Source organism: Paeniglutamicibacter sp. ZC-3 (assembly GCF_025847175.2).
Lineage (GTDB): Bacteria > Actinomycetota > Actinomycetes > Actinomycetales > Micrococcaceae > Paeniglutamicibacter > Paeniglutamicibacter sulfureus.
Genome location: NZ_JAOYTG010000007.1, coordinates 103,320 through 122,113, shown reverse-complemented (window position 1 = coordinate 122,113; position 18,794 = coordinate 103,320). Strand labels below are relative to the sequence as shown.

The window sequence follows — 18,794 nt, the reverse complement described above, 5'->3', positions numbered from 1 at the left end:
TGTGGGGCTTCTTCCTAGTCGGTGCTCTGGGTTGCGTTGCGGGGTGACGGCCTGGTCAATAGCCGGGCCAGGATCCCGGTTCCGGCCGGGACGCTTCGGGAAAGCAGCACACCGAGCAGGAGGATGGCCAACAGCACGACGCCGCGGCCCAGTCCCTGCCAGAAGAAGGAGAGCCCCACGAGGTTCATCCCGTTGCTCAGCAGAGCGAAGATCAGCACGCCGATGAGCGTCCCGGGCACCGAGACGCGTGAGAAGCGGGAAAGCGTCGCCCCGATGAAAACCGCGCCGATGGCATCCATCAGGTATGCCTGCCCGGATCCGGGCACGAACCCATTGGTCCGTGAGGCCAGGATGACTCCGGCGAACCCCGCAACCAGGGAGCAGAGCAGATAGGCCGAGACCGTGATGCGGTTGATCCGCAGCCCGGAGATGCGCGCCGCGGTGGGCTGCTCGCCGGTGACCGTCACGGTGCGGCCCCAGCGGGTCGCCCCGAGCAGCACGCCGATGACCAGGGCAACGAGCGCGGCGCTGACGATCACCCCGTCCACGTCCACCAGATAACCGCGGCCAAGCAGGGCGAACTCGATCGGCACGCGGGGCTTGGACAGGTAGATGGGGGCTCCACCGCCGGTGAGCAGTTGCTGGACGCTGGTGCCAATGAACCAGACGCTCAGCGTGGCCAGGAACGGCGGGATGCGCAGGCCCACGATCAGTGCTGCATTGACGGCGCCGACCAGCAGTCCAAAGAGCAAACCGGCCGCGATGGCGACCCAGGCACGGTATCCGTCGGCGATCAACGCCGCGGACGCAAGCGCGGCCAGGTCCACGGCGACTCCGATGGACAGGTCGATGCCGCCGGCACGGACCACGATGGTCATCCCGATGGCCACCAGCGACAGGATGGCCATCTGGCCCAGTACGCCGGCCAGGTTCCCTGCAGTCAGGAAGACCGGGGACAGCATGCCGAAGCCGAGCAGGATCGCGGCCAGGGCCACCGGGGCAATCAGCCGCGGTGCGATGGCTCCGACCCGGCGCCGCTCCCGGCCGGGAGCGGGCCCGGGGTTGCCCTGCGGTGTCGGTGGCGTGGGCAGCAACGGTGGGGATTGTTGAATGAGGGTCATGATGCGGTGTTCCTTCCTCGGACAACGACGACGGCGAGCACCAGCAGGATCAACAGGCCCTTGGCTGCGCCGACCCACTGGCTGGCAACCCCCAGCAGGGTTAGCCCGTTGGCCAGCCCGGCGACGAAGATCGCGGCGACGACGGTGCCGGGGATATTGACCACGAGCCGGCGGGAGAAGACGGTGGACATGTAGGCCACCAAGATGATGTCCAGCAGGATCTGCCCGCCGATGCCGGGGACGGCGGCGGAGAGCCGAGAGGCCAGCAATACCCCGGCGATGCCGCCCAATACGCCACTGATGACGTAGCTGGAGAAGCGGTAGCGTGCCGGGGACAGCCCGGCGATCGAGGCAGCGGTGGCGTTTTGCCCCACCGCGTAGCTGTTGACGCCCCAGGCTGTCTTGCCCAGCGCCCACCAGGCAAGCACGGTGGCCGCAACCAGCACCACGACGGCGGCCGGCAGGCCGGCGAAGGTTCCCTGGCGCAGCCACAGGAAGGCTCCGCCATCGAGGGCGATCTTGAGGTTGTCGCTGACCACCAGTTCCAGGGACGTGGCAATGCCCATGGTCGCCAGCGTTGCCAGCAGCGGCCGCAGGCCCAAGATGATGGCAGCTCCATTGACAGCACCCAGCGCCGCGGCAACTGCCAGACCCGTGAGCACGGCGGCCGTGGCTCCGGTGCCTGCCGCGACGGAAACGGCCGTGACGGTCCCGGCAAGCCCGGCGGTGGCCCCGATGGAAAGGTCGATGCCGCCCTCCAGGACGTCGTCGCCACCGGTGACGATCACGATGGCCAAGCCAATGCCGGCGATCCCGAAGACTGCTGCCTGGTTCAGCACCGAGGACACGTTCTCCCACTGCAGGAAGTGCGGCGACCCAAGGGCAAAGAAACCCAGAATGAGGACCACGGCGGCATAACCGGCCCAGGTGATTAGTGCGGGGCGCCTGCGCGGGGCGGCGGCCCCGGCGCCCGGACGGATGGGGTCCAGCGTGGTGACGCTCATGCGTACTGCCTCGCATTCAGGGTTTCGGGGGTGGATTGGGCCTGGCCTGGAGCCGAGGCGGCTCCCGAGGCGATCGCCAGAATCCGGTCGGTGGTGACCTCGGGTCCGGAAAGTTCCGCGGCGACCTTTCCGCGGTAAAGGACCAAGGTCCGGTCGGCGATGCCGATGAGTTCCTCCAGGTCCACAGTCACCACCAGCACGGCGGCTCCGGCCTCGACGAGCTCATTGATTTGGGCGTAGATCTGGGCACGGCTGCCGACGTCGACACCGGAGGTGGGCTGGTCAAGCACCAGCACCGACGCGTCGGCGGCCAGCCACTTGCCCAGCACCGTTTTTTGCTGGTTTCCCCCGGAAAGGTTCCCGGCGATGGCCGAACCGCTGGCCGGGCGAATGTCGAGCTGCTCGATGTATTTCCTTGCAAGCCTCGTCTCCAGCGCGGGGGCAATGAATCCCAAGAGTTTCGAAACGTTGCGCAAGCGCGCCACTGACAGGTTTTCCGCCACGGTGTTTCGCACGAAGATGCCGTCGCGGCGGCGATTCGAGGGCACATAGGCCCCGCCGTTGGCAACGAACCCGGCCACGTCGCGCACCGGTTGGCCGCTCAGCTGAACACTCCCGTGGCGCTTGGCGGTGCCGGTGACGGCGTCGGCGACGACATCCACTCCGGAGCCGACCAGCCCGGTGATGGCCAGCACCTCTCCGGGAAGCACCTGGAGGTCAAGCCCCTGCAGGGCGCCGGGAACACTGAGTCCACGGACCTGAAGTGCCGGTATCTTGCTATCGGGACGGCGTGGGGTCCGCCCGTGGTCGAACTCGACGACCTTGCGACCCACCATCAGCTCGACCACGTCTTCAAGGCTGTCCCCGGCGCGCAGCGACACATTCCCGGCGTTCCCGCCGTTGCGCAGCACGGTGATCTTTTCGGTGATCTCGTTGAGTTCCTGCAGGTAGTGGGAGATGTAGATGATGCCAACTCCGGCGCCCTGAAGTCGGCGCAGGGTGCCGAAGAGCTGGTCGACCTCGCCGGAGGCCAGCGGCGCGGTTGGCTCGTCCAGGATCAGCACCCGCGGTTCGGAAAGCACCGCCCGGGTGATCTGGAGCAGTTGCTGCTGGGCAACTGTGAGCCGTTCCACCAGCAGGGAGGCATCGATGTGCTGGCCGGTGACGCGCAGGATGTCGGAGGCGGCTTTCTGTTCCAGGTTGCCGCGGCGTATCCAGCCGCGGCCGAGGTCCCGGTGCCCGAGGTACAGCTGTTCCGCGACGGAGAGCCTGGGGGCCAGGTGCCGGTCCTGGTGGATCACGTGGATACCCAGCTCCTCGGCGTCGGCCGGCCTGGCGATGGACACGGGGTTGCCGTCCAGCCGGATCTCGCCTGAGTCGGCGGCATAGAGACCGGTGAGGATCTTGATCAGTGTCGACTTGCCGGCCCCGTTCTCGCCAACGAGCCCCAGGATCTGCCCGGAACCGAGCTCGAGGTCGACGTCGGTGAGGACCTGCGCGGAACCGAACGACTTGTTGATTCCGGTCATTTCCAGCAGCGGCACGTTAGATGCCGAGGTCAAGGCGCACCTGATTCACGTTGGACTTGTCGATGAACACGGGGGCCAGGTAGCTGGTGTTGGGGACCTCGTCGGCTCGGTCGCCGAGCAAGAGGGCAACGTTGGCAGCCGACTTGGCTGCCATCGCCTTGGTCTGCTGCGCAACGGTTACGGTGTAGGAGCTTTCCGGGTCCGCGATGAGGTCAAGTGCCCCAGGTTCGGCGTCGACGCCGTAGAGCTTGATTTCGTCCCTGCCTGCCGAATCGACGGCCTGGGCCGCACCAATCAGCGGGATGTCCCAGCAACTCCAGATGGCGTCGATCTCCCCGGCGGGGAGTCTGCGAAGCTGGTCCTGGACCTGCTTCTTGGCATCCTCGATGGTGCCTTCGTATTTGTCCTGAAGCTCGGGCTTCAGGATTTCGATTCCCGGGTAGTCTTCGAGCACCACCTTGAGTTCGCTGTAGCGGATGCGGCACGGGGCCACTCCGGGGAAACCGTTGAAGGCCAGGATCTTGCCCTTGCCCCCGATGTCCTCGGCCAGGGTGCGGGCAACGGTGGAGCCGACCCACCAGTTGTCGCCGGTGACGTTGTTGCTGCTGTACTCGGACTGGAAATCTATGGTGAACAGTGCGATCCCGGCCTCGTCGACCTTCTTCAGGGCGGGACTGAGCGTTTGGGCATCACCGAGGATCACGATGATCGCATCAGGCTGCTGCGTGACGAGGTTTTCCACGTTGCTGACGTGCTTGTCGTCCTTTGCCTCGGCCTGGGTTGCAATCACCGTGCCGCCGAGTTCCTCAATTCGGGATTGGAGCTCCTCATAAATAACGCGGCTGTAGTCGTGGACAATGTCCTTCGCGGCGATTCCAACAGTCTTGCCTTCCAGCGAGGGGACGCCGGCGAGGGGGTCGGCTTCTGCAACGGGAGCGCCCGCTGCCCCCGTGCCTGGTTGGCTGGCGACCGGAGCGGCGGTGGCCACCGGTTCCTTCAGCGAGCATCCGGTGACCATCAAGGTCAGCGCGGCTGCCAGGCTCGCGCCCTTAAGAATCGCTCCGCGCAGCGCACGGCCTGACGATGCCGAGTGGGATTTGGTGTTTTCCATGAAACGCATTCCTTCAACAATCTCGGTGGCGAAGAAATCGACAAACAATCCGTCCCATGGCCAGCAGGTCCTGGCCGCGGGAGGGATCGCGAGATCTCCATCGGTCCTGGCCGAAGCACTATCCACGGATTGCTCCGTAAACTTGCTGCGGCGTCAACAAGCCAGGTCTCTCGGCCGCTCTGGATGGGTACTCATCGATTCAAACAGCCTGATTCCGCCGAATAAACACGACCGTAATATGTCGGTTGCCTCAGGCCTCATGACGTCGTCTGGCGACTTTCACGTCGTTACATCGGGCCGAATCCCGCCCTTCATCGACTTCGAGATGTCATATGGCGCAAGGAACCGTCACCTTTCGCCTTCAATTTGGAACTAGCCGCCCTCCGCTCCATCCGCTACGGCTTCTCCCGCTGGGGCCGGTGACACATTCACCAGACTCGGCTTCACAATTCACTTTGTGTCCGGCAGGAATCAAACCGCCCAGGGCTGACGACTGATGCAGTGCCCCAGCGGCCCGCGATGCCGATGGCAAAAGATGTTGTCGGAATCCATGCTCCGACACTGACAAAAAATCTAGAATTAGGGTACGGATAAAGGACTTGGTGATGAACATGAAAAACAAACATCCCCGCTCGGCAGGCAATGCAGGTAGTACTTCCAGGATGGGCCCTGCCGCGCTGCACGGTTCGGCGTCAAGCCCCGGACTCCCAAATTTGGCAGGTGCCCAGATCCCGGGCCCGGGTACCAAGCATGTCCTCTACGGCGCGGACGGTACGCTCTCCGACGCGGCTGCCGATCCGTGGGAGCTTGAGGGCCATTTGGGTTCCCGCGGCGGGCTTCGCTCTTTCCTGGACAGGATCTTCAGACGCTGAGGTGTCGCAAGGAATCCAATCTGTTGAACTCCACGGAGTAGTACGTCTACCTGAGGCGCAGGCAACCATCTTCATGGTTTCCTGCGCTTCAGTTCCCACTCGAAGTCTTAGCGTTGGCCCCGGGCAGCCAGGATCGAGCCCCGGAACCGATCCAACAAGACGCCACGCTTCTGGGCCTCGACCACAAGTTACCGGTGCTCGGCCGGTGAGACCCCAACGCGGAGGTTGCCACCAGAGGAACGCTCGGAGAACGGTGCAGGCCCGTCTTCGCCATTGAATTCAAGGTCACGTACGACTCCTTCGACGAGATTCTCCAATGCGCGAAGGGATGCGTGCTGATCGTCGTCGAGCCATGGCCGTGAGGGAAATTCCGCAACGGTCGCAACAAATTACTGGTCTTCAGGCGACCATTCAGCTAAATAGCGGTAATGGGAAATGCGCGGACGAGCGACGACTTGCATCCTTCGACTCTTTTTGTCGATCGCTGCTAGCACTTGGGCGACCTGACATGGCTTGGCCGTCCCGCCGCGCCCACACGAAAGGTACCGCAGGCCGTCACAAACCTCCCTTCTTCCAAGCGAACTGGTTTCATATAGCGAGGAACGAGCTTGGAAAGGGCGAATAACCATATGTCCGAGGACTCCACCGAATCATTGGGCGCAATACCCGATCCGGTACTTCGTTCCATCGGCTTCCTGGCATTCTTTGACCGTTTCGCCACCCCGCCCATGCTCGTCGCGCTGGCTACTTTCACTGACCTCTCCTTGGCCCAGGCCGTCCAGCTAGTCGCCGTCTATGCGCTTTTCTATGCCTTCGGACAACCGTTGTGGGGATTTCTCAGCGACCGCTTTGGTCGCCTGACGGTGCTGCGTCTGGCACTCATCGGGGCCGTTCTCGGCGCCGTTGCGAGCACCCTGTTCATTTCATACGTGCCGTTGCTGGTGGCCAGGGCTTTCTCTGGTTTCATGTTCGGCGCCCTGTATCCCACCTTGCTCACGCTGCTGGGTGATACCCGGACGGGGATCGACCGCGCCCGGGGGCTCTCGGACCTGCAGATCTATTCCTCGCTGGGAGCGACCCTCGCCACCTTGGGAGCAGGAGCCGTCGCGACCTTCCTGGATTGGCGGCTGGTCTTTGGAATTCCTGCATTGGGAGCTGCGGCAATCCTGTTTGCGTTGGCCAAGGTTTCGGCTGTTCCGGTGGTTCGTGGCCGCTTCCAGCTTCGCCGCGCCTTTACCGTAGCCGCGGTTGGCGTCTATGTGATTGCCCTGATGGAGGGCATGGTGTTGCTCGGCGCGCTGACCTACATCGTGCCGGCGCTTCAGCACGCCGGCGTGGGGATCGGGGTGGCCGGGCTGTTGGCCACCGGCTACGCCGTGGGGGTGATATTCGGTGCCCGCGCGATGAAGAAATTGGTGCACCGTTTCTCCCGGACCCAGCTGATTTGTGCCGGCGGCTCGGTATTGACGGTGGCTTGCGGGATCTCCATGCTGTGGCCGGTACCTGCGGTGGTCACCGTGACGGCGACCTTGATCGGCGTCGCCAACGCGGTCATGCACTCGTCAATGCAGGGTTGGGCCACCGATGTCGCACCGCAGGCCCGTGCGACGACCGTCTCGTTGTTCGCCGCATCGCTGTTCCTGGGCGGCTCGCTGGGAAACTTCGCCACGGCCACCCTGGCCGAAACGGGCGACTACGCCGCCATCTTCGGCTACGGCCTGCTGCTCAGCGCGCTGCTGACAACGGCAGCGACATTCGGCCACACAGCATGGAACCGTCGACATGCCGAACCCGCCACCCTCGGATAGCAACACGCAATAGATTCCGCGCGTCCCGCCCATGAACGTTGACGTCATGGAACCATGGCAAAAACAGCGCACGAACATTGCCCGCCCCCGTGTTCACGAATTCGTGGGCGAGTCTTTGCCGGCAGGACCCCTTCCCGGACCACGAACCCCGTTCCCCATTCACCTGCACTTGGAAAGTTGGAGGTGCCGACGAATAAGTCGGCAGGTTTTCCCCCAACCCGGAGGTCCCTCGTGCAGTCGTTCACCCCACCGTCCAAGAAGGCCCATGCCCGTCCCCTCGGCATTGCCGCCGGAACCCTGGCGCTCATGTTCGCCGGATCCGTTCTCTCCCCCGCTGCCAGCGCAGCCCCCGTCAAGGCTGACTGGGACGCAGCTGCCTTCCGCGGCACCGTCGATGTCGTCAAGCCAACCGGCGACGCAGGCCAGGAGGCCATCGATGGAATCGTTTTCGATGACAAGAACAAAAACTCCAAGCAGGACGCCGGCGAGCGCGGCGTCAACGGCGTGACCGTGTCGAACGGACGCGACGTCACAAAGACCGATCCGAAGGGCCGCTACGAGCTGCCGGCCTTTGACAACATGACGGTGTTCGTTACGCAGCCGCGCGGCTACCAGGTACCGGTCGACGAAAACAATGTCGCCCAGTTCTCCTACCACCACCTGCCCGCCGGCTCCCCGGAGCTGAAGTTCGGCGGCATCGCCCCGACCGGCGCACTGCCTGAGGCAGTGAACTTCCCGCTGGCCAAGAGCAAACTGACCCAGTCCCCCGAGCAGCACTGCCTGATCGGCGGCGACATCCAGACCTACAACCAGGACGAGGTCGAATACGCCCGCAACGGCGCCTTCGCCGACCTGGCCCAGCGCACCGACTACGAGGGCTGCGGCGCCCTGTTCATTGGAGACGTGGTCGGCGACGACCTTTCCTTCTACCCGCAGACCCGCGAGCTGGCCAGCGTCCTGAACGGCCCGGCGCGCTTCCTGCCCGGCAACCACGACCTGGACTTCGACTCGGCCACCAGCGAGCACGCGTTCGACACCTTCAAGGCCAACCTCGGCCCGGAGTACTACTCCTACGACGCCGGCAAGGCCCACGTGGTTGCGCTTAACACCGTCGAGTACCCGACCAAGCAGCCCGCCGCGAAGGGCGACTACACCGGTTCCCTGGACAAGCAGCAGCTCCAGTGGCTGCGCAACGACATCGCCCAGGTGCCGATGAACAAGGTCATCGTGCTGGCCGCGCACATCCCGCTGCTTGACTTCGCCGACCAGGGAAGCGCCAAGCACCAGGTCAAGCAGGTCGCCGAGATCTACGAACTGCTGAAGGGCCGCGAGGTCGTGGCATTGGGCGGACACACCCACAGCATCGAGAACATGCGCGAGGGCGACAAGCTCGAGGGCTGGAACGACATCTTCGGCATCGACGGCCTGCCCTTCACCCACATCACCGCCGGCGCCATCTCCGGCGACTGGTACTCCGGACGCGACGGCGAGAGCGGCTACCCGCTCGCCCTGCAGCGCGACGGCGGACGCCCGGGCGTGCTGACCCTTGACATCAAGAACACCGATGTCGTCGAGCGCTTCACCGTCCGCGGCGAAGAGGACTCCGTGCAGATGGCCCTGGGGCTGAACACCCCTGCCTACCGCGACTGGTACGCCGCGAACCTTTCCAACAAGGGCAAGGCCCCCGAGTTCGAGAACCCGCTGTCCGTGCCGAAGGCCGACCTGGCCAACAACACGTGGCTGACCACCAACTTCTGGATGGGTTCCACCGGCTCCACCGTCAAGGTGAGCATCGACGGCGCGGCATCCACCGAAGCGACCCGCACCCAGGCGATGGAAGGCGAAGCCCCGCTGGTCGGCGCCGAGTACTCCGACCCGGTGGCAGTGGCCGAGCAGCTGGTCAACGGCGGCAGCGTCGCTGACCGCTCCATGCACCTGTGGCGCCTGGAACTGCCCTCCGGCCTCGCCGTCGGCGAGCACACCGCGGAGGTCACCGCGACCGACGTGCACGGCCGCGAATTCACGCAGACCCTGACCTTCGAGGTCACCGAGTAGCATCCCGCTTCACCCAATCCAGCGCACTGGCGGTGCGTCGCGGCTTTCGGGCCGCGGCGCACCGCCGTCGTTTGTTCGGCTGCCCCGCGGCCGTGCCCGGTGGCACACGGTCGAGGTCAGGGGCGTTGTGTCTGTGCCAGCATGAACTCCCGTGCCGCGCGAGCCTGCTCCGCGGTCGGCCTTATGCCGGTGTAGAGCACGAATTGCTCCAGGGCCTGCAGTGCCGCAACATCGGTGCCTGTCACGACCGGCTTCCCGGCGGTGCGCGCCGCGCGAATCAGCGGCGTTTCCGCCGGGACGGACACGACGTCGAACACCGCCTGCGCGGCAGCCACCTGTTCCGGCGGGAACGGCATCTGGTCCGCCTCGGGGCCGCCGGCCATCCCAATGGGGGTGACGTTGACCAAAAGCTCCGCACCGTCGAAGGTCTCCGACGCCCAGGTGAACCCGTAAGTCTCGGCCAGTTTCCGTCCCGCCGCCTCGTTGCGGGCCACCACCACCACGTTTTGGAAGCCGACGTGCCGCAGCGCCGCCACCACCGCCTTGGCCATTCCGCCGGAGCCCCTGACCATGGTCCGCAGGGTCGCGGGAAGCTGGTGGACCCTCAGCAGCTCGACCACCGCCGAAAAATCGGTGTTGTGGGCCGTGAGGACGCCGTTTTCATTGACGATGGTGTTCACCGACTCGATGGCCGCGGCGGAGGGCGCCAAATGGTCGACGAGCGGAATCACGGCTTCCTTGTAAGGCATGGAAACGGCGGCGCCCCGGATGCCCAGACCACGGATCCCGGCGACGGCCTGGGCCAGGTCGGTGGGGGCGAATGCCTTGTAGATCCAGTTCAGGCCCAATTGCCCGTACAGGTGGTTGTGGAAAAGTGTCCCGTTGTTGCTGGGTCGCGCCGCCAACGAGATACAGAGCGTCATGTCCTTGTTCAAAATCGGCATGACCTCAGTCTATTCGGCGGCCGCGGACCTAATTTCTGGACGTCCAGAAAAACGGTCCGGAGGCAACGGCCGGCCCCGAACGGGAATCCGAACAGCAAACGGCGAGCGCTGACGGTGAAGAACACCAACCCCGGTGAGGCCCGGATAGCCGCCGGCCGCGCTCGCTGCCATCGTCGGGCGGTCCGCGCGGAAACGCCACCAGGCCGAACCCGCCCCCGCGCAATGGCGGGCTTCGGAGGCGCACGGCGCCAGATCCTGCCCGGGTACCGTCGTCATGGCCTTCCGGCCGGCTGCGGCCCCCGTTGCCTGCCCATGGTCGTTTACGACAGGACAATGACGCCGGTACCGCAGGTGAATTTCTTGCCTGGTCTTGTTGTTCCGCCGTTTGGCGAGTCTTCACGAGCCTGACCTCCTGCCGGTCCGCGATGGCGGCCTTCCATTCACCGGAGTTTGGAAGGTTGGTGGCGGTCGGCCAACCAGCCGGCCGGTTTTCCCCACACCGGAGGTAAGTCATGCCCTCGTCCACCCAACCGCCGAAAAAACTCCGCGCTCGGCCGCTCGGCATCTTTGCAGGAACCACTGCCGTGCTCGTTGCTGGCACCCTGCTGTCCTCTTCCGCCGGCGCAGCGCCGGCCCAGGGCGACTGGGACGCAAATGCCTACCGCGGCTCCGTTGACGTCGTTGAATCCAACGGCGCCAACAACCAGGATGCCCTCAGCGGCGTCGTTTTCGACGACGCGAACAAGAACTCCGTTCTTGACGGCAACGAACGGGGCCTCAATGGCGTGGCCGTATCCAACGGGCGCGATATCGCCACGACCGATCCGAACGGCCGCTACGAGCTCCCGGCCTTTGACAACATGACGGTCTTCGTCACCCAGCCCCGCGGTTACCAGGTTCCGGTCGATGAGCACAATGTCGCCCAGTTCTTCTACAACCACCTGCCCGCAGGCTCCCCGAAGCTGAAGTTCGGCGGGATCGCACCCACCGGTGCCCTGCCGGAGGCGGTGAATTTCCCGCTGGCCCAAAGCAATCTCACCCAGTCCCCCGAGCAGCACTGCGCCATCGGCGCCGATATCCAGACGTACAACCAGAAGGAGGTCGAATTCGCCCGCAACGGCGTATTCGCGGACCTCGCCGAACGCCAGGACTACGCGGGCTGCGGGGCGCTCTTCATCGGGGACGTGGTCGGCGACGATCTTTCGGTCTTCACCCAGACCCGCGAACTGACTTCCATGCTCAACGGCCCGGCACGGTTCCTGCCCGGCAACCATGACCTGGACTTCGATGCGCTCGACGGCGAGCACGAATTCGACTCGTACCGAGCCCAGTTCGGTCCGGAGTACTACTCCTACGACGCCGGCAAGGCGCATGTGGTGGCCCTGAGCAACATCGAATACCCGACGAAGGTGCCCGCAAAGAAGGGCGACTACACCTACGGGCTCGGCGAGCGCCAGCTCGAATGGTTGCGCTCCGACATCGCGAAAATTCCCAAGAACAAGGTGATCGTGCTGGCCGGCCATAGCCCGCTGCTCGAGTTCTACTACAGCAACTCCCACACGACGAAGCAGCTGCAGGAGATCTACGAGATCCTTGAGGGCCGCGAAGTCGTCTCGCTGGGCGGGCACACGCACATGGCGGAAAACCTGCGCAAGGGCGACTTGATGGCCGGATGGCGCGACGAAGTCGGCGAGGCCGGCCTGCCATTCACGCACCTGACCGTGCCCGCCGTGTCGGGCCATTGGTACGGCGGCCGGGTCCTCGAAAAGGGTTACCCGACGTCCGTCCAGCGTGACGGCACCCCGCCCGGCGTGCTGACCCTCGACATCAAGAACACGGAGGTCACGGAACGGCTCACCATCCGCGGCGGCGACGGCTCCGAGCAGATGTCGGTGGGCCTGAACACCCCGAAGTACCGGGCCTGGTACGCAGAGAACATCTCCGTGCCGCGCGGGTCGGCTCCGGAGCTGGAAAAGCCGTTGGCGGTTTCCCAGGCCGATCTGGCGGGCCAGACCTGGCTGACGACCAACTTCTGGATGGGTTCGACCGGTTCCACGGTCGAGGTCGAAATCGACGGCGGCGAGCCGCTGGTTGCTTCGCGGACCCAGCAGCTGCGTGGCGAGACCCCGCTGGTCGGCTCCGAGTACTCCGATCCCGTTGCCATCGCGGAGCAGTTCGTCCATGGTGGCGGCTTGGCCGACAGGTCAATGCACCTGTGGCGCCTGGCGCTGCCCGCCGGCCTCGCCGTCGGCGAGCACACCGCCGAGGTCACCGCGACCGACGTGCACGGCCGCGAATTCACCGAAACCCTGGACTTCGAGGTCACCGAGTAGCTCCCGGGTTCACCCGTTCACACACACCGACGGTGCGTCACGGCTTTGCGGCCGCGGCGCACCGCCGGCGTTTTGCGGCTACCTCCCGGGCATCCATCCCATGCAATAGTCGAGGTTCGCGATGACGGTGCGCACCGCGGCCTCGCCGTCCCCCGCCTCGATCGCCTCGAGCAGCTCCTCGTGGCCGGTGGCAAGGCAACCATCAAACCCGGCCTCGAGCCGCTGGACCATCTTCGTCCCATGGAAGACGTCGCCGAAGCTTTCGTAAAGCTCGTGAAGCAGCGTGTTCCCCGAGGCCTCCACCACGCGCAAGTGGAATTCCCAGTCCGCGGCCGACCAGGCTGCGTAGTCCCCGGATTCCCAGGACTCACGCCGTCGCGCCAGAAGCGAGCGGAGTTCGGCGACCACTGCGGTGTCGGCCGAGCCCGCGGCGAGCCTGGCGGCCTGGGTGTCCAGGGCGAAGCGCACCTGGAGCACGTCCTCGTCCGCGTGTTCGCGAAAGACCCGCTGTGCGGTGCCGCTGATCTCGCTGGTGGCCCTCACATAGGTCCCGTCCCCGCGCAGCACCTCGAACAATCCGGCATGGGCCAACGCCTTGATCGCCTCGCGCAAGGTTCCGCGGGAGACCCCGAATTCGGCAATGAGCTCGGGTTCGGACGGGATTTTATCCCCCACGCCCCAGCGGCCCGACGCGACGGCCTCGCGCAGCCGGGCAACAACCTCGTCGGCCAACGGCGGCCTCACCCCTGGGACGTTCATGCCCGCACCTCCACGGGGACGTTCGGCTTCCGCCCGATTCCGCCCAGCCGGTACCCCAGGACGAACTGCACCAAGGTGATTCCGACGAGGATCGCCAGCGGAACCGTCCAGGAACCCAGTACACCCTGCAACAGTCCGAGCCCGAACGGTCCGGCGGCGGCCACCAGGTAACCGACCGATTGGGCAAGGGTCGACAGTGCAGTGGTTTCGGCTGCGCTCTCGCCGCTGCGGCTGATCATCAGCATCAACAGCGGGAAGATGCCGAGCCCCATGCCGGTGAGGATCGCCGGGATCACCGAGAACGCGACCGGGAGCAGCAGCAGGGAGGTGAACCCGGCGACGGCGCACCCGCAGGTCAGGATGAATGCGGCACGCAACAGCCGCGGCTTCGAGGCCATCCACAGCATGAGCAACACGGTGGGGATGCTGACCGCCTGGACCAGGCCCAGCATGAAGCCCGCGGTGGCGGCGTCCGATCCGCGCGAGATGAGGATGTGCGGCAGCCAGCTCAACAGCGTGTACACCAGCATCGACTGCACGGCGAAGGTCGAGGTGAACAGCAGGCCCCTGCGGGTGGCCAGCATGGGCCACGGGGAGACGTGTGGTCCCGCGGGTCCGACGGTGCGGCTCCCCCGGATGGCCAGCGGCAGGAAGACCAGCAACGCGAGTGCCGCGGGGATCGCCCAGGCCGCAAGCCCGAGCGTCGGCGAGCCCAAGCGCGCGGCGACCGGCACGCTCAGGGCAGCGGCGGTGGTTGCGCCCACCGACATGGTGACGGTGTAGGTGGCGGTCATGGCCGCGGACCTGCTTGCGTGGTGCTCCCGGATGAAGGAGGGCATGGCCACGTTGCAGATGGCCAGCCCGGACATGCCGAGCACGGTGCCGGCCAGTAGCAGCCAGGTGGACTCGAAGGCACGCACGGCCAGGCCCAGGGTAAGCAGCAGCAGGGCCAGCCCGATCGCCCGTTCGAGTCCGGTGTGCTTGACCAGCCAGGCGGTGCCGGCCCCGGCGAATGCAAAGCAGAGCACCGGGATCGTGGGCAGCAGCGAGGCCACGACGGTTCCGTAGCCCAGCAGTTGTTCGAGGTCGTGGAAGAGCGGCGCCGCGGAGGCAATCGCCGCGCGCAGGTTCAGGCCGACCAGGACCACCGCGGCCACCGTCAACGCCCCGATGACCCAGCGCTTTCGCGTCGCGGGCACGGGTCCGGCCGCCGGCGCGCCTGCGGCTGACTCGACCCCTGCCAATGCGCCGGCGGCATCTTCGATGGCCTGCGGTGGAAGGGGCGGGTGCCGGGTGGTCTCTGAACTCATGATTAAACATTAGACGTCTGATGTTTGTTACGGCGAATCCCGTGGCCTTAACCACGGACCGGTACGGCCGTCGAAGGCTCCGATAGGCTGGCTGCGGGACCTTGGCGCGCATTGGCCACAGCGTCCCGCAAACCAAAAGGAGCCCGCCACGCATCGCCACCCAGCACTGCCCGCGGCACTGCCGTGGGTCATCGCCGGCATCGTGGTCGTGGCGTTGAGCCTGCGCGCGCCAATCATCGCGCCCACCGCGGTGATCACGGACATCACCTCCGACACCGGGCTGACGGCCGTCGGGGCAGGCCTGCTGACCGGGCTGCCGGTGCTGCTGTTTGCGCTCGCGACCCCGCTGGCCACGCGGAGCATCCGCCGCTTCGGCCCGGAGACCACGATCATCCTGTGCCTGGCCGGAGTGCTTGCCGGAACCGTTCTGCGCTCTCTCGGCCCGGCCTCGGTGGTGCTGGCAGGAACCGTGCTGATCGGCGCCGCCATGACCCTGGGAAACATCGCCGTCCCCGTCCTGATCCGCCGGGACGTGCCCTTCAAAAGAATCTCCGCCGTCACCGGCGCCTACTCGGCCACCATGAACATCGGATCCATGGCCACGCTGCTGGGCACCGCACCGCTGGCAGCACTGCTTGGCTGGCGCTGGGCAATCGCGGCATGGGGGCTGGTGACGGCCGCCGGGCTGGCCTACTGGCTGTTGCGCCAACGGCGGGCGCGTCAGGTGGCCGCCCCCGGGCCCGCACCCGAGGCACCCCGCGAATCCACGGCCGGAAGCTCCCGCAACGGCCCCGGGGCGACCGCGGCCACGGTACGCACTTCCACGGACCGGGCGCACTTCCGGCGCGTCGTCGCCCTGCTGGTGTTGGCCTTCTGCGGCCAGTCTGCCGCCTACTACGCCACCACCGCCTGGCTGCCCCTGCTGCTCTCCGACACCCGGGGGCTGGCCCCGACCTCCTCCGGCGCAACTGCCTCGCTGTTCCAGATCGCCGCCGTCATCGGGGCGTTCGGGGTGCCGCTGCTGGCCGCGAGGACAAGACTTTGGATAGCCACCGCCGTCGTCGCCCTGTGCTGGGTCACCCTGCCGATCGGTCTCCTGGCTGCCCCCGAGGCCTTCGTGCTCTGGGCCGTCATCGGCGGCATAGCGCAGGGCGGCGGGTTCACCGCAATCTTCTCGATCATCCCCCGCGTCGCCCACAACAATGCCGACACTGCCTCCGCGTCCGCCCGGATCCAGGCCGGCGGCTACCTCGCCGCGACCTGCGCCCCGCCGCTGGCCGGCTGGCTCAACAGCAGCACCGGGTCCTGGACCGCGCCGCTGTTCCTGGTGCTCGCGGCGACCCTCGCCTTCACCGTCGGGTCGTTGTTGGCCGTGCGGCTCGCGGACCGGCGCTGAACCCCCGGCACCCGACGCCAAGAGGCTCCACACCGCCTCGGCCTGCACCCGGCGTTGCCTGTCAGTCCCCCATTCCCGAACCTCCATGAGGAATACAAACCGCGCCCGCCGCGTTGGCCACGGGTGTGAAGAACATCGGATTCCTGTCATTTGGCCATTGGACCGACCACCCGCAGTCGGGCACCCGCAGCGCGTCGGACGCACTGCTGCAGGCGATCGACCTTGCGGTTGCCGCCGAGGAGCTCGGCGCCGACGGCGCCTACTTCCGCGTCCACCACTTCGCCCAGCAACATGCCTCCCCGTTCCCGCTGCTGGCCGCAATCGGCGCGCGGACCAGCCGCATCGAGATCGGCACCGGCGTGATCGACATGCGCTACGAGAACCCGCTCTACATGGCCGAGGATGCCGGCGCGGCCGACCTCATCTCCGGTGGCCGGTTGCAGCTGGGCATTAGCCGTGGTTCACCCGAGCAGGTCATCGACGGGTGGCGCCACTTCGGCTTCTCCCCTGCAGAGGGCGAATCCGACGCCGAGATGGGCCGCCGGCATACCGAGCGCCTGCTCGAGGTGCTGACCGGCGACGGCTTCGCGGAGCCGAACCCAAACCCGATGTTCCCGAATCCTCCGGGCCTGCTGCGCGTGGAGCCGCACTCCGAGGGCCTGCGCGAGCGCATTTGGTGGGGCTCCGGCTCCAACGCCACGGCCGTCTGGGCCGCAAAGCTCGGCATGAACCTGCAAAGCTCCACGCTCAAGGACGACGAGTCCGGCAAGCCCTTCCACGTCCAGCAGGCCGAGCAGATCGAGCTCTACCGGCAGATCTGGAAGGAAGCCGGGCACCCGCGGGAGCCGCGCGTCTCGGTCAGCCGCAGCATCTTCGCGCTGACTGACGAACGCGACTGGCAGTACTTCGGCCGCGACCGCCACAGCTCGGACCAGGTGGGCAACATCGATGCCAAGACCCGCGCGGTCTTCGGCAAGTCCTACGCCGGGGAACCCGACGAGCTCGTTGCGAAGTTGGCCGAGGACGAGGCGATCGCCGCCGCCGACACCCTGCTGCTCACGGTCCCGAACCAGCTCGGCGTCGAGTACAACGCGCACGTCATCGACGCGATCCTGACGCACGTGGCACCGGAGCTCGGCTGGCGCTAACCCCCTGGCCCCACGGCCCCGTGCCGGCGAAGGTGCGCGAGCGGAACAGGTTTTCCGCTCGCGCACCTTCCTCTTTCCAAGTCCGTAAGGCCTTCACGGGAGGCAGGTTCCGCCTCCGCGCGCCGCCTGGCCAAACGGCTCCACCCGATGCACAATCAGGCATGGCTGCAAACATGAATACCGTCCAGGGGCTATCACAGGGCCAGGAAACACTGCGTTACCTGCGGCTCATGCTGCTGGTCGTCCCGTTGCTCCTTGTGGTTGCCATCCTTGTCTACGGGCTGACGACCGGGCGGGTCGAGGACTCGATCAGCTCCTACTACCTCGGGCCCGCCAGGGACCTCTTCGTCGCGATGCTGGTGACCATCGGAGTCTTGCTGGTCGTCTACAAGGGCCCGCCGCTGGAGAATTACGCGCTCAACCTCGCCGGCTTTTACGCGGTGTTCGTGGCCCTCGTGCCCACCCGACTGGACGAAACCCTCGCCGGGCTCGCGCCCGCCGATCGCGAGGCGCTGGTTCGCTCGATTCAGGTCGCCGTCATTGCGGTGGTTGTCGTTGCGGCGGTCTTCATGTGGCTCGACTGGAAGACCATGACCTGGGCACCGGCGATTCTGCTGCAGAGCGGGTGGACGCGGGCCCTGACAATGGCGAGCTCGGTCCTGCTGGCGGGATTCCTGGCGCTGCTGGCGTGGCGGACGTGGGAGGGCAAGGAGTTCGTGGGCGTCCACCTTGCTGCAACGCTGCTGCTGATCGGCAGCATGGCCATCGCGATCGCCAGTCACCTGGGCAGCGACCGACTGGGAAGCACCGACACCAGTGGCGGGCGCGGGCGCCACTATGGCGGGCTGCTGGTCCTCATGGTTCTCGGTGTCGTCGCGTGGCCGGTGCTCTCGGCCGTCGGGATCAGGCAGGCGGCCTTTCTGGTCGAATGGTATGAGATCGCGTTGTTTGCCTACTTCTGGTATCTCGAATCACGGAGGATGTGGACTCCGGACGCCGAGTAGCTCAGAGGCCGATGGCGGCAGCCGGAGCAGCGCTTCCCGCGCGGCCGGACAGCCGATCGCCGCGAGATTCCCGCCGGGGGACGAGCGCGATTCGGCTCAGAACCGCCCGGCGACGACCTGGGAAAGCTGGATCCAGGCGCGCTCGCGGTTCTCGCGCAGCTGCTCCTCCTGCAGCGGCGAGGTGCGCCAGAGAGTGGCGGCCATGCGGTGCCGCGGGGCCGCGTGTGCAGCGGTTCGCGCCGTCCTCCTGCGGGCCAGGTGCCTGCCCTTGGCAGGATTGTCGAAGAGTGGTCGGGCAGTGAATGTATCGGTTGAGATGCTCATGCGTCCATCCTGAAACCGCCGGCGCCGATCGGCCACCATTCGGGTATTTCCGAATCCTTACCCCGGGACGTCCGCG

General features: G+C 66.2%; 14 protein-coding genes. 6 read left to right on the top strand and 8 right to left on the bottom strand.

Annotation, left to right across the window (positions count from 1 at the left end; translation table 11 throughout):
- Positions 1 to 14: 14 nt before the first annotated feature.
- Genes OIU93_RS09855 through OIU93_RS09840 form a run of 4 tightly spaced genes read right to left on the bottom strand, consistent with a single transcriptional unit; the run spans position 15 to position 4,765 of the window.
- Positions 15 to 1,121, bottom strand: a complete 1,107-nt coding sequence (locus OIU93_RS09855) for an ABC transporter permease (protein ID WP_264269896.1) — start codon at positions 1,119 to 1,121, stop codon at positions 15 to 17.
- Positions 1,118 to 2,125, bottom strand: coding sequence for an ABC transporter permease (locus tag OIU93_RS09850; protein WP_264269895.1), 1,008 nt, complete (start codon positions 2,123 to 2,125; stop codon positions 1,118 to 1,120). Before OIU93_RS09850 ends, OIU93_RS09855 begins: the two co-directional genes overlap by 4 nt.
- Positions 2,122 to 3,687: a sugar ABC transporter ATP-binding protein gene (locus tag OIU93_RS09845; protein WP_264269894.1), complete on the bottom strand. Its 1,566-nt coding sequence runs from the start codon at positions 3,685 to 3,687 to the stop codon at positions 2,122 to 2,124. The genes OIU93_RS09850 and OIU93_RS09845 overlap by 4 nt, the downstream gene beginning before the upstream one ends.
- Complete coding sequence (locus tag OIU93_RS09840; RefSeq protein WP_264269893.1) at positions 3,671 to 4,765, bottom strand: substrate-binding domain-containing protein; 1,095 nt, start codon at positions 4,763 to 4,765, stop codon at positions 3,671 to 3,673. Before OIU93_RS09840 ends, OIU93_RS09845 begins: the two co-directional genes overlap by 17 nt.
- A 1,501-nt stretch (positions 4,766 to 6,266) precedes the next feature.
- Between OIU93_RS09840 and OIU93_RS09835 the strand changes: the two genes are divergently transcribed.
- Both OIU93_RS09835 and OIU93_RS09830 read left to right on the top strand, forming a co-directional pair.
- Positions 6,267 to 7,445: an MFS transporter gene (locus OIU93_RS09835; protein ID WP_264269892.1), complete on the top strand. Its 1,179-nt coding sequence runs from the start codon at positions 6,267 to 6,269 to the stop codon at positions 7,443 to 7,445.
- A 231-nt stretch (positions 7,446 to 7,676) separates the two neighbouring features.
- Complete coding sequence (locus OIU93_RS09830) at positions 7,677 to 9,500, top strand: calcineurin-like phosphoesterase C-terminal domain-containing protein (protein ID WP_372342902.1); 1,824 nt, start codon at positions 7,677 to 7,679, stop codon at positions 9,498 to 9,500.
- Between the two features lie 116 nt (positions 9,501 to 9,616).
- On the opposite strand, the gene OIU93_RS09825 is transcribed toward OIU93_RS09830, so the two are convergent.
- Complete coding sequence (locus OIU93_RS09825; RefSeq protein ID WP_264269891.1) at positions 9,617 to 10,444, bottom strand: shikimate 5-dehydrogenase; 828 nt, start codon at positions 10,442 to 10,444, stop codon at positions 9,617 to 9,619.
- A gap of 584 nt (positions 10,445 to 11,028) precedes the next feature.
- On the opposite strand from OIU93_RS09825, the gene OIU93_RS09820 reads away from it, so the two are divergent.
- Entirely contained in the window at positions 11,029 to 12,777 is a 1,749-nt protein-coding gene (locus OIU93_RS09820) for a calcineurin-like phosphoesterase C-terminal domain-containing protein (RefSeq protein ID WP_372342901.1), read from the top strand.
- 78 nt (positions 12,778 to 12,855) lie between these two features.
- Here OIU93_RS09820 and OIU93_RS09815 read toward each other — a convergent pair whose 3' ends face one another.
- Entirely contained in the window at positions 12,856 to 13,536 is a 681-nt protein-coding gene (locus OIU93_RS09815) for a FadR/GntR family transcriptional regulator (protein ID WP_264269889.1), read from the bottom strand.
- Positions 13,533 to 14,846, bottom strand: a complete 1,314-nt coding sequence (locus tag OIU93_RS09810; RefSeq protein ID WP_217388791.1) for an MFS transporter — start codon at positions 14,844 to 14,846, stop codon at positions 13,533 to 13,535. Before OIU93_RS09810 ends, OIU93_RS09815 begins: the two co-directional genes overlap by 4 nt.
- Positions 14,847 to 15,054: 208 nt before the next feature.
- Here OIU93_RS09810 and OIU93_RS09805 point away from each other — a divergent pair, with 208 nt between their 5' ends.
- The 3 genes from OIU93_RS09805 to OIU93_RS09795 all read left to right on the top strand — a co-directional run bounded on the left by OIU93_RS09805 (position 15,055) and on the right by OIU93_RS09795 (position 18,394).
- Positions 15,055 to 16,242: a CynX/NimT family MFS transporter gene (locus OIU93_RS09805; protein ID WP_264269888.1), complete on the top strand. Its 1,188-nt coding sequence runs from the start codon at positions 15,055 to 15,057 to the stop codon at positions 16,240 to 16,242.
- A 125-nt stretch (positions 16,243 to 16,367) separates the two neighbouring features.
- A complete protein-coding gene (locus tag OIU93_RS09800) occupies positions 16,368 to 17,390 on the top strand; it encodes an LLM class flavin-dependent oxidoreductase (RefSeq protein ID WP_264269887.1) in 1,023 nt (340 codons plus the stop codon).
- Positions 17,391 to 17,563: 173 nt separating this feature from the next.
- A complete protein-coding gene (locus tag OIU93_RS09795; protein ID WP_264269886.1) occupies positions 17,564 to 18,394 on the top strand; it encodes a hypothetical protein in 831 nt (276 codons plus the stop codon).
- Between the two features lie 96 nt (positions 18,395 to 18,490).
- Here the strand turns inward: OIU93_RS09795 and OIU93_RS09790 are convergent, their stop codons facing one another.
- Positions 18,491 to 18,718 (bottom strand): hypothetical protein, encoded by a 228-nt coding sequence (locus tag OIU93_RS09790; RefSeq protein ID WP_264269885.1) that lies wholly within the window; start codon positions 18,716 to 18,718, stop codon positions 18,491 to 18,493.
- Positions 18,719 to 18,794: the final 76 nt, after the last annotated feature.